Raw genomic sequence first — 11,005 nt, 5'->3', positions numbered from 1 at the left:
CATCTACACCGTGCAGGCCCCCGCAGACGCGCCGCAATACCTGACCGCCACCGCCGAGCGCAGTGACATCGAAAACGCCGTCCTGGCCACCGGCCTGCTCGAAGGCGTCAAGCAGGTCGATGTCGGCGCCCAGGTTTCCGGCCAACTCAAATCCCTGAAGGTCAAGGTCGGCGACAAGGTCAAGAAGGGCCAATGGCTGGCCGAAATCGACCCGTTGATCCTGCAGAACACCCTGCGCAAAGCCCAGGTCGACGAAGAAAACCTCCAGGCCCAACGCCGCGCTACTGCGGCGCAACTCAAGGAAACCAAATCCGTCTACGAACGCTATCAGGGCCTGCAGGAGGACGAATCCGTGTCCCGCCAGGACTTCGAAACCGCCGAGTCCAATTACGAGGTACAGCGCGCCAACCTGATGTCCCTCGACGCCCAGATCAAAAGCGCCCACATCCAGATCGACACCGCCAAGATCAACCTGGCCTACACCCGCATCGTCGCGCCAATCGACGGCGATGTAGTGGGCATCGTCACCCAGGAAGGCCAGACCGTGATCGCCAGCCAACTGGCACCGGTGCTGCTCAAGCTCGCCGACCTGGACACCATGACCGTCAAGGCCCAAGTCTCCGAAGCGGACGTGATCCACATCAGCCCGGGCCAGCAGGTGTACTTCACCATCCTCGGCGAGGCCGACAAACGCTATTACGCCAAATTGCGCGGCACCGAACCTGCCCCGCAGAATTTCCTCGAAACCCAGACCGCCGGCACCCCCAAGCAAAACACCGCGGTGTTCTACAACGCGCTGTTCGACGTACCCAACCCCGACCACCGCCTGCGCATCGCCATGACCGCCCAGGTGCGCATCGTGCTCGACACCGCCAAGGCTGCACTGACCGTGCCGGTGGCCGCACTCGGCCCGCGCAATGCCGATGGCAGCTTCCCGGTGCGGGTGCTGGACGCCAAGGGCAAGGCCAACACGCGGCAGGTGCAGACGGGCATCAACAACAACGTCAAGGTGCAGATCCTCGATGGCCTGGCCGAAGGCGACAAGGTGGTGATCGGCGACCCATCGCCTGCCGTGGCGGGGGGCTGATTGATGACTCAGCCACTGCTGGAGCTTAAAGGCATCGTGCGCAGTTTCATGGCCGGTGACCGCGAATTCATTGCGCTCAAGGGCATCGACCTGACCATCCACGCCGGGGAAATGGTCGCGATCACCGGGGCCTCGGGTTCGGGTAAATCCACCCTGATGAACATCCTCGGTGGCCTCGACTACGCCACCGCCGGCAGCTACAAGATCAATGGCATCGAAACCCGCACCCTGGGGGATGAGCAACTGGCCGAGCTGCGCCGCGACTACTTCGGTTTTATCTTTCAGCGTTACCACTTGCTCGCGCACCTGAGCGCGTTGCACAACGTGGAAATGCCGGCGATTTATGCCGGTACGCCGGAAACCGCCAGGCATAGCCGCGCCGGGGAATTGCTGGCACGCCTGGGGTTGTCGGGGCATTTGACCCATCGCCCGAGCCAGCTGTCCGGCGGCCAGCAACAGCGCGTGAGTATCGCCCGGGCCTTGATGAACGGCGGCGAAGTGATCCTCGCCGACGAACCCACCGGCGCCCTCGATACCCACAGCGGCAAGGAGGTGATGCGCATCCTGGCCGAGCTGCACGCCGCCGGGCACACGGTGATCATCGTTACCCATGACCCGAAAGTCGCGGCCAATGCCCAGCGGATCATTGAGGTGCGCGATGGCGAGATCGTCAGTGACCGCGCCAATCAGAGTGTCGGCCTCGACCTGCCCACCGAAGCGCCCATCGAGCCCAAGCGCAGCGGTGCGCGCAAGTTGGTGGCGAGCCTCGGGCTGTTCAAGGAGGCCTTCAACATGGCCTGGGTCGCGCTGATTTCCCATCGCATGCGCACCTTGCTGACCATGCTCGGCATTGTCATCGGCATCACCTCGGTGGTGTCGATCTCGGCCATCGGCGAAGGCGCCAAGCGCTATGTGCTCAAGGACATCCAGGCCATTGGCAGTAACACCATTGATATCTTTCCCGGCAAGAGTTTTGGTGACAGCCGTGCGTCAGCCATCGAGACGTTGTTGCCGTCGGATGTGGATGCGCTGAACCAGCTGTATTACGTCGACAGCGCCACGCCGGTGGTGGGGCGCAACCTGTTGCTGCGTTACGGCAATATCGACCTGGACGCCCAGGTCAATGGGGTCAGCGATCGCTATTTCCAGGTCAAGGGCCTGAAGCTCGAAGCCGGAATTACCTTCAGCGAAAGCGACGCCCGGCGCCAGGCCCAGGTGGTGGTGATCGACCACAACGCGCGCCATCGGCTGTTCGCGCCCGGCGTGGATCCGTTGGGCCAGGTGATCCTGGTGGGCAACCTGCCCTGCACCGTGATCGGGGTGACGGCCGACAACAAAAACATGTTCGCCGCCAGCAAGGCGTTGAACGTGTGGGTGCCGTACGAGACGGCAGCGGGGCGGCTGTTGGGCCAGCGTCATCTGGACAGCATCACGGTGCGCATCAAGGACGGCCAGCCGAGCAAGGTGGTGGAAGAGAACGTCACCAAGCTGATGTTGCAACGTCACGGCACCAAGGACTTCTTTACCAACAACCTCGACAGCATCATGCAGACGGTGCAGAAAACCAGCCGTTCCCTGGCGTTGCTGCTGTCGTTGATTGCAGTGATTTCGTTGCTGGTGGGCGGCATCGGAGTGATGAATATCATGCTGGTGTCGGTGACCGAACGCACCCGCGAAATCGGGATTCGCATGGCAGTGGGCGCGCGGCAATCGGATATTCGCCAACAGTTCCTGGTGGAAGCGGTGATGGTCTGCCTGATTGGCGGGATGATCGGCATCTCGCTGTCATTCGCCATCGGCTATCTGTTTTCGTTGTTTGTGAAAGAGTGGGAAATGGTGTTTTCCCTGGGCTCGGTGGTGACGGCGTTTGCGTGTTCAACGTTGATCGGGATTGTGTTCGGGTTTGTGCCGGCGCGGAATGCGGCGCGGTTGGATCCGATTGAAGCCCTGGCCCGGGATTAGGCCGGGAAGAGATCAAAAAATGTGGGAGCGGGCTTGCTCGCAAATGCGCTGGATCAGTCACACATGTATTGACTGACACTGCGCATTCGCGAGCAAGCCCGCTCCCACATTTGTTCCTCGGTGTTCTAGAGAGTGGCGTTTTCTTCTGTGGAATACATCCACCGCATCAATGAATGCCGGCCACTGATGCCCATCTTGATCGCTGCCCGCTTGAGGTAGCTCTCGATGGTATTGACCTTCAGTGCCAACTGCTCCGCCAGTTCCGGCGCGGTACGCCCGGCCAGCAGCCCCACGCACACCTCAAGCTCCCGGCTGGACAGGGCCAGCCCCGATTGCGCGAGGCGCTCTTCAAAGCGCCGGCGCAAGGTGTCGATGCCTTGTTGCTGCGGCGCTTCGCTGTCCGGATCGCTGGGTTGCAGGGCGCTGATGTGTTTTTCAACCATCGGCAGCAGCAGGGAGGAGAAGTCTTGCAGGATGATCCGCTCCTGCTGGGAAAAACTTTCGCAGGGGTTGGAGCGATACACCGACAGCACGTAGCTGACGTCATCCTTGCGCCGGGTCAGGTGCAGTTGGGCGGCGGCCTGGGCCTCTTCCTGCCCTGGCAGCGGGTCGGTGTACACCGGGCTGATCCCCGTCATTCGCGAACTGCCTGCCTTGCGCGGTGAACTCACAGGCATTTGGGTGATGTGCGTGGCGTCGACCGCCAGTTGGGTGAGGATCAGGTCATGCAGCATGCGCGGGAAATGCCGGCTGCCGGTGCTGGCGATGACTTTGCCAATGTGGGGGAACAGGTGTGAGTTCATCATTTCATCCATGAGTTTCAATGAGGGCGGCGTACAGGGCAGTGATCTCCATGACTGCCGCCTCGTATGCTAGTACAGGCTTTCGCAAACGGGCCAATGAATGGATCAAATTTTTTGCGGTGCAGGGCGCAACGGGAGAAGCCCGACCTTTTCAGGCCGGGCTATTGATAAACGTCGCGCCTGCCTGTGAATTTACTTCAAGCGTGATGAACGTTGTGTTGCACCGCCCGGGATTTCGGCTTTACGGCACAGGCCTGCAGGGCTTGGGCAACGTCGGCCAGCAGGTCGGCGACATCCTCAAGGCCCGCCGAGAGTCGCACCAGCCCTTCGGAAATCCCGTGGTGGGCGCGCTGCTCCGGGGTGTAGGTGGAGTGGGTCATGCTGGCCGGGTGCTGGGCCAGTGACTCGGCGTCCCCCAGGCTCACGGCCCGGGTGAACAGCTTGAGGGCGTTCATGAAGCGTCGGCCCATGTCGATGCCGCCCTTGAGTTCAAACGCGATCATGCCGCCGGATTGTTTCATCTGCCGCGCGGCCAGTTCGTATTGAGGGAAGGAGCGCAGGCCGGGGTAGGTCACCCATTCCACCAGGGGATGGGCCTGCAAGGCTTCGGCGATGGCCAGGGCGTTGCTGCAATGGCGGTCCATGCGCAGGGCCAGGGTCTTGAGGCCGCGCATCAGCAGGGCGGCGTCCTGGGGTGACATCACCGCACCGGTCAGGTCCTTGAGCCCTTGCAGGCGAATGCGCTGGGCCAGGGCCTGGCTGCTGACGGCGATGCCGGCGGTGATATCGCCGTGGCCACTGAGGTATTTGGTGGCCGAGTGCACCACCACGTCGGCGCCCATTTCCAGCGGGCGTTGCAGGTAGGGCGTGCAGTAGGTGTTGTCCACCACCACGGTGATACCGGGTTGCCGGTGGGCGATCTCGGCGACGGCGGCGATGTCCACCAGTTGCAGGTTGGGGTTGGCCGGGGTTTCGAAGTAGATCATGCGCGTGGCCGGGTTGATGGCCTCGCTCATGGCGTTCAGGTCGGTGAGGTCGACGTGGCGCACCTTGATGCCGAACTCGCCGATGCCGTGGTGCAGCAGGGCGAAGGTGCAGCCGTAGAGGGTCTGGCTGACGATGATTTCGTCACCGGGGCGCAGCAGGGTCCAGAACGTCGCGGCAATTGCGCCCATGCCGGAGCTGAAGGCGACGGCGGCTTCGCCGTTTTCCAGGGTGGCCATGCGCGATTCCAGCAGGGTCAGGGTGGGGTTGGAGATGCGGGTGTAGAAGTGTCCGCTCTCTTCGCCGGCGAAGCAGGCGGCTCCGTATTCGGCGGTGGGGAAGGCGAAGGTTGCCGTCAGGTAGATGGGCGGCACGAGGGCGCCGTGGTGGTCCTGGGGGTCATAGCCGTGGTGGATGGCGCGGGTGGAAAAGCCGAACGTGTTGTGTTTATTTTTCATGGTCGGACGCTCCTTATTTCCTACAATGCTATGCTTATAACGGCGGCCGAACGTTCCATAGTTTGCTGGGAAAGGCCGGTAGATTGGGATGAAAAACAATAAAAACGACGTTTTGAGGCAAGATATGCCCATGCATCTGGATCGGACTGACAAGGCACTTTTAAACGCCTTGCAGGGTAATGCGCGGTTGACGGTGGCGGAGTTGGCGGAGCGGGTGTCGCTGACCACTTCGCCGTGTTGGCGGCGGGTGAAGAACCTTGAGGACAGCGGGGTGATCGGCGGTTATCAGGCGATCCTGTCGCCCAAGGCGCTGGGGTATGGGGTGACGGCGTTTGTCAGCATCATGATGGATACGCACTCCCGGGAAGTTGCCCGGGCGTTTGAGCAAAGGTTGCTGGAGATTCCTGAGATTGTGGCGTGTCATAACGTTTCGGGGCGGTATGATTTTTTGTTGGAAGTGGTGGCGAAGGATCTGGAGTCGTTTGGGGAGTTTGCGCGGGAGGTGTTGCAGGGGTTGCCGTGTGTTAAGGAGATTTACTCGAGTTTTTCTTATAAGTCGGTGCGGCCGTTGCGGGTGATTCCTTTGCCGGAGTGATGGTGTGTATATCCGTTATTTGGGTAACGGCTGCTTATGGTTTCGCTCTTACAGCGAGTCACTTTGCAAAAGCGGCAAAGTAACCAAAGCGCTCTGCCCCGCCTGTCGGCACCTCGCCTAGGCTCGGTGTGCCCTCACTCCGGCATTACTCCGCGGGCCGCCGCGACGGGCCATCCATGGCCCGGCGCGGCTAAACCGGCGTCCTGCCGGTTTACCCGCTGCGCAATACCTGCGTTCGGCCTCGGGCTTATTGGGGCAGTCAGATCAAGATCAAGATCAAAAGCACGGCGGCCTGAGAGCCGACCTGAGTGTTAAAAGCAAAGGCAAGATCCAGAGCGAAAGCAGAGCTGCTTTTCTGTAGGAGCTGGCTTGCCGGCGATGCAGACACCTCGGTGCATCAGACACACCCAGTTGATGCCATCGCCGGCAAGCCAGCTCCTACAGTGGACCGTGCCCGCTTTAGCTTTTGATTTTGCTTCTAAACACTCAAGCCGGCCGGTAGGCCGCTGTGCTGTTGATCTGCTTTTGATCTTGGGCGCCCCGTTAAACCACGCTGGCCGAACGCAGGCTTTGGAGCGTGGGTAACCCGGCAGGACGCCGGGTTAGCCGTCCTGGGCCAGGGATGGCCCATGACGGCGGCCCACGGTCCAAAGCCGGAGTGAGGGCACACCGAGCCTAAGCGAGGTGCCGAGTGGTGGGGCAAGAGCGTTTTGCTTACTTTTGCGCTTTTCAAAAGTGAGCCGCTGTAAGAGCGGAACCGATATCAGCCATCACCCAAAAAACGGATATGCCCCCCAACCCCAAAGACGCATACGTCATCCAACGTATTCCCCGCCCAACCCCATCCCCGTGAGACTGCTCCCGACAGCCAACCCACCCTCCGGGAGCACCTCGATGACCGACACCCTGATCAAAGTCGACCTCAACCAACCCGTCACCGAAAACGAACAGATCCACAACCGTTGGCACCCGGACATCCCGATGGCTTGCTGGGTCAAACCCGGCGATGACTTCATCCTCGAAACCTACGACTGGACCGCCGGCGCCATCAAGAACAACGACGACGCCAGCGACGTGCGCGACGTCGACCTCTCCACCGTGCATTACCTCTCCGGTCCGGTGGGCGTACACGGCGCCGAACCCGGCGACTTGCTGGTGGTCGACCTGCTCGACATCGGCGCCAAGGCCGACTCCCAGTGGGGCTTCAACGGCTTCTTCTCGCGCCAGAACGGCGGCGGCTTTCTCACCGATCACTTCCCCAGCGCGCAAAAAGCCATCTGGGATTTCAAGGGCATGTTCACCAGCTCCCGGCACATCCCGGGCGTCAATTTTGCGGGCCTGATCCACCCCGGCCTGATCGGCTGCCTGCCCGACCCGGTGATGCTCGCCGACTGGAATCGTCGCGAGCAGGAGCTGATCGATACCAACCCGACCCGCGTCCCACCCCTGGCCAACGCGCCGCTGGCCGCCACCGCGCACATGGGCAAACTCAAGGGCTCGGCCCGTGATGATGCCGCCGCCACCGGTGCCCGCACCGTGCCGCCCCGTGAGCATGGCGGCAACTGCGATATCAAGGATTTGTCCCGCGGCTCGAAGATCTATTTCCCGGTGTACGTCAACGGCGCCGGCCTGTCGGTGGGCGACTTGCACTTCAGCCAGGGCGACGGCGAAATCACCTTTTGCGGCGCCATCGAAATGGCCGGCTGGGTGCACATGAAGGTCGAGCTGATCAAGGGTGGCATGGCCAAATACGGGATCAAGAACCCGGTGTTCAAGCCAAGCCCGATCACCCCGAACTACAAGAACTACCTGATCTTCGAAGGCATCTCCGTCGACGAACAGGGCCAGCAGCATTACCTGGACGTCAATGTCGCTTACCGCCAGGCCTGCCTGAATGCGATCAACTACCTGACCAAGTTCGGCTACTCGCCGGCCCAGGGGTATGCGTTGCTCGGCTCGGCGCCGGTGCAGGGGCATATCAGCGGCGTGGTGGACATCCCCAACGCCTGCGCGACGTTGTGGCTGCCGACTGAAATCTTCGAGTTCGACATCAACCCCAATGCCAGCGGCCCGACCCAATTCCTCGACGGCAGCATCGACCTGCCCATTGCACCGGACCTGTAGCCATGCCGACCTATGAATATGCCTGTGAGTCCTGCGGCACCTTCACGATGCTGCGGCCCATGGCCCAGCGTCACGAACCCAGCCAATGCCCGTATTGCGACGGCCCGGGCGGGCAGTTGCTGCTGTCGGCGCCGGCGCTGACCACGCTGTCGGCCAATCAGCGCAAGGCCATAGCCGGTAACGAGCGCAGCGCCCATGCGCCGCAAACCGTCGGCGAATATCAGGCAGCGCGCAAGCACCCGGCGGGCTGCAGTTGCTGTGGCACCAGCAAGCCGGTGGTGCCGAGCAAGGCCAACCCGCTGGGGCTCAAGACCAGGACCGGGCCACGGCCCTGGATGATCAGTCATTGACCGAGGAGATTTGCAATGCGCCATGGCGACATTTCCAGCAGCCCGGACACGGTCGGCGTTGCTGTCGTGAACTACAAGATGCCGCGCCTGCACAGCAAGGCCGAAGTCATCGATAACGCGAAGAAGATTGCCGAGATTATTGTCGGCATGAAGCAGGGTTTGCCCGGCATGGACCTGGTGGTGTTCCCCGAATACAGCACCATGGGGATCATGTACGACCACGACGAGATGATGGCGACCGCCGCGAGTATTCCCGGCGAGGAGACGGCGATTTTCTCCGCGGCCTGCCGCCAGGCCAATACCTGGGGCGTGTTTTCCCTGACCGGTGAACGCCACGAGGAGCACCCGCACAAGGCGCCGTACAACACGCTGGTGCTGATCAATAACCTCGGCGAGATCGTCCAGCGTTATCGCAAGTGCATTCCGTGGTGTCCGATCGAAGGTTGGTATCCCGGCGACCGCACCTACGTGTGCGACGGGCCCAAGGGCATGAAGGTCAGCCTGATCATCTGCGACGACGGCAACTACCCGGAGATCTGGCGTGACTGTGCGATGAAAGGCGCCGAGCTGATCGTGCGCTGCCAGGGCTATATGTACCCGGCCAAGGAGCAGCAGGTGCAGATGTCCAAGAGCATGGCCTGGGCTAATAACTGCTACGTGGCGGTGGCGAATGCGGCGGGGTTCGACGGGGTGTATTCGTACTTCGGGCACTCGGCGATCATCGGCTTCGATGGCCGTACCCTGGGCGAGTGCGGCGAGGAAGAGATGGGCATTCAGTACGCCCAGCTGTCGGTGTCGCAGATCCGCGATGCGCGGGCCAACGACCAGTCGCAGAACCATCTGTTCAAGTTGCTGCACCGTGGCTACACCGGCATGCATGCCTCGGGCGATGGGGACAAGGGCGTGGCGGATTGCCCATTCGAGTTCTATCGCACCTGGGTGCTGGACGCGCAAAAGGCCCAAGAGAATGTCGAGGCATTCACTCGCAGCACCGTCGGTGTCGACGAATGCCCGGTGGGGCAGTTGCCCCATGGCGGTAAACAAAAAACGGCGGGTTGAGGCATGCGGTTTACTTTTGAACCGGCCCAGGTCATGGCCTTGCTGCGCAGCCGTATCGTTGGCCAGGACGCAGCCCTGGCCCAAATGGAAGGGTTGCTCAAGGTGGTCAAGGCCGATATCGGTGAGCGTGAGCGGCCGTTGAGCGTCAACCTGTTCATGGGGCCTACCGGGGTCGGCAAGACGGAAATCGTCCGGCTGCTGGCGCAGGCGTTGCACGGGCGTGCCGACGGGTTCTGCCGTATCGACATGCACACCCTGGCCCAGGAGCATTATGCCGCCGCACTCACCGGTGCACCGCCGGGTTATGTCGGCAGCAAGGAGGGCATCAGCCTGTTCAACAGCGAACTGATCCAGGGTAGCTACAGCCGCCCTGGTATCGTGCTGTTCGACGAGTTGGAGAAAGCCAGCCAGGAGGTGGTGCGCAGCCTGCTGGGCATCCTTGAAAACGGCCAGCTGACGCTGGCGGGCGGCGCTCGTACGCTGGACTTTCGCAACAGCCTGATCTTCATGACCAGCAATATCGGCGCCCAGCAGGCGCGTCGGCACCGGCAACGCTTTGCCCCGTTGCGCTGGTGGGGGCGCGGTGAAGCGGGGGTGTTGGAGGACGCCTTGCACCGCCACTTCGAGCCGGAATTTCTCAATCGCATCGATCGTATCCTGATGTTCGAGCCCATCGACCATCAGTGGCTTGAGGCGCTGCTCAAGGTGGAACTCGGCAAACTCAATCAACGCCTGGCGGCGCAGCACCGATCATTGGTGCTGGATGAATCGGCACGTGCCTGGCTGTGCCGCGACCATGACGTACGGTTCGGCGCCCGCGCCTTGGGCCGCCGATTGCGGGTGGAGCTGGAGCCGGCGATTGCCGAATGCGTATTGCGCGACCCGGGTGTGGGCCCCATGGGCGCGACTGTCGACAGTGATCGTTTGGTGGTTTCGCAACAAGCGGCTTGCATCCAATAAATTTCAGACTAATATAACCCGGGTAAAACAAAATAATCCGGGTAAAAGTCATGAGCGCATCACAGTGCACCGCCTTCCTTGGCCACCAACGCGTGGCTGCCGGCTCTTATGCCGACGTCGCCAAAAACCTGAAAAGCCTCGACCTGGCGACGGGCAGCTTGCTGGTGTTTGATGACGCCAGCGGTGTTCAAGTCGACTATCCCTGGCCCGCCGGTTACGCACCGCAGCAACCGACCCTCGCGGTGACGGAGGCCGACGTGCCGGCGTCACCTACTGTAGGCCGTCCGAAGCTGGGGGTGGTCGCCCGTGAAGTGACCTTGCTGCCGAGGCACTGGGAGTGGCTGGGACAACAACGCGGCGGCGCCTCGGCGGCCTTGCGCCGGCTGGTGGATGAAGCGCGCAACGCCCATGCCGAGCACGATGAGCGACGCCAGGCCAAGGAATCCAGCTATCGTTTCATGAGCGCCCTGGGCGGCGACCTGCCGGGTTTCGAAGAGGCCTCGCGGGCGTTGTTTGCCCAGGACGGCGCCGACTTTTCCAACAAGATTGCGCACTGGCCGGTGGATGTGAAGTTGTACCTGGCCTGGTTGTCACGCAACGCTTTCCCTGCCTAATTGCATTGA

The 11,005-nt window shown here is 61.9% G+C and carries 10 protein-coding genes; 8 read left to right on the top strand and 2 right to left on the bottom strand.

What is annotated here, in order from left to right:
• A partial coding sequence (gene macA / locus JV201_RS18535) for a macrolide transporter subunit MacA (RefSeq protein WP_219405866.1) occupies positions 1-1,087 on the top strand: 1,087 nt, incomplete at its 5' end.
• A gap of 3 nt (positions 1,088-1,090) precedes the next feature.
• Positions 1,091-3,049 carry a MacB family efflux pump subunit gene (locus JV201_RS18530; protein WP_003212489.1) on the top strand — a complete coding sequence of 653 codons (1,959 nt, stop codon included), beginning with the start codon at positions 1,091-1,093 and terminating at the stop codon, positions 3,047-3,049.
• A gap of 125 nt (positions 3,050-3,174) precedes the next feature.
• Here the strand turns inward: JV201_RS18530 and JV201_RS18525 are convergent, their stop codons facing one another.
• Positions 3,175-3,864 carry a helix-turn-helix transcriptional regulator gene (locus tag JV201_RS18525; RefSeq protein WP_087695226.1) on the bottom strand — a complete coding sequence of 230 codons (690 nt, stop codon included), beginning with the start codon at positions 3,862-3,864 and terminating at the stop codon, positions 3,175-3,177.
• Between the two features lie 185 nt (positions 3,865-4,049).
• The gene (locus JV201_RS18520) at positions 4,050-5,294 is read right to left on the bottom strand and encodes a methionine gamma-lyase (protein ID WP_219405865.1); all 1,245 of its coding nucleotides are present in this window, start codon (positions 5,292-5,294) and stop codon (positions 4,050-4,052) included.
• 124 nt (positions 5,295-5,418) lie between these two features.
• Here JV201_RS18520 and JV201_RS18515 point away from each other — a divergent pair, with 124 nt between their 5' ends.
• The 6 genes from JV201_RS18515 to JV201_RS18490 all read left to right on the top strand — a co-directional run bounded on the left by JV201_RS18515 (position 5,419) and on the right by JV201_RS18490 (position 10,996).
• Positions 5,419-5,889, top strand: coding sequence for an Lrp/AsnC family transcriptional regulator (locus JV201_RS18515; protein WP_008430161.1), 471 nt, complete (start codon positions 5,419-5,421; stop codon positions 5,887-5,889).
• An 894-nt stretch (positions 5,890-6,783) separates the two neighbouring features.
• Positions 6,784-8,013 carry a formamidase gene (gene fmdA, locus JV201_RS18510; protein WP_003218608.1) on the top strand — a complete coding sequence of 410 codons (1,230 nt, stop codon included), beginning with the start codon at positions 6,784-6,786 and terminating at the stop codon, positions 8,011-8,013.
• A 2-nt stretch (positions 8,014-8,015) separates the two neighbouring features.
• Positions 8,016-8,363 carry a zinc ribbon domain-containing protein gene (locus JV201_RS18505; RefSeq protein WP_008432727.1) on the top strand — a complete coding sequence of 116 codons (348 nt, stop codon included), beginning with the start codon at positions 8,016-8,018 and terminating at the stop codon, positions 8,361-8,363.
• 15 nt (positions 8,364-8,378) lie between these two features.
• Positions 8,379-9,422 carry an aliphatic amidase gene (locus JV201_RS18500; RefSeq protein ID WP_219405864.1) on the top strand — a complete coding sequence of 348 codons (1,044 nt, stop codon included), beginning with the start codon at positions 8,379-8,381 and terminating at the stop codon, positions 9,420-9,422.
• 3 nt (positions 9,423-9,425) lie between these two features.
• Positions 9,426-10,382 carry an AAA family ATPase gene (locus tag JV201_RS18495; RefSeq protein ID WP_177020137.1) on the top strand — a complete coding sequence of 319 codons (957 nt, stop codon included), beginning with the start codon at positions 9,426-9,428 and terminating at the stop codon, positions 10,380-10,382.
• A 50-nt stretch (positions 10,383-10,432) separates the two neighbouring features.
• On the top strand, positions 10,433-10,996 hold the full coding sequence (locus JV201_RS18490) for a DUF2239 family protein (protein ID WP_219405862.1): 564 nt from the start codon (positions 10,433-10,435) through the stop codon (positions 10,994-10,996).
• The last annotated feature ends 9 nt before the right edge of the window (positions 10,997-11,005 follow it).

Origin of the sequence: Pseudomonas sp. Colony2, assembly GCF_019382755.1 — a bacterium.
In the GTDB taxonomy this organism is placed as follows: Bacteria; Pseudomonadota; Gammaproteobacteria; order Pseudomonadales; family Pseudomonadaceae; genus Aquipseudomonas.
This window is presented reverse-complemented; position numbering and strand designations above follow the sequence as displayed.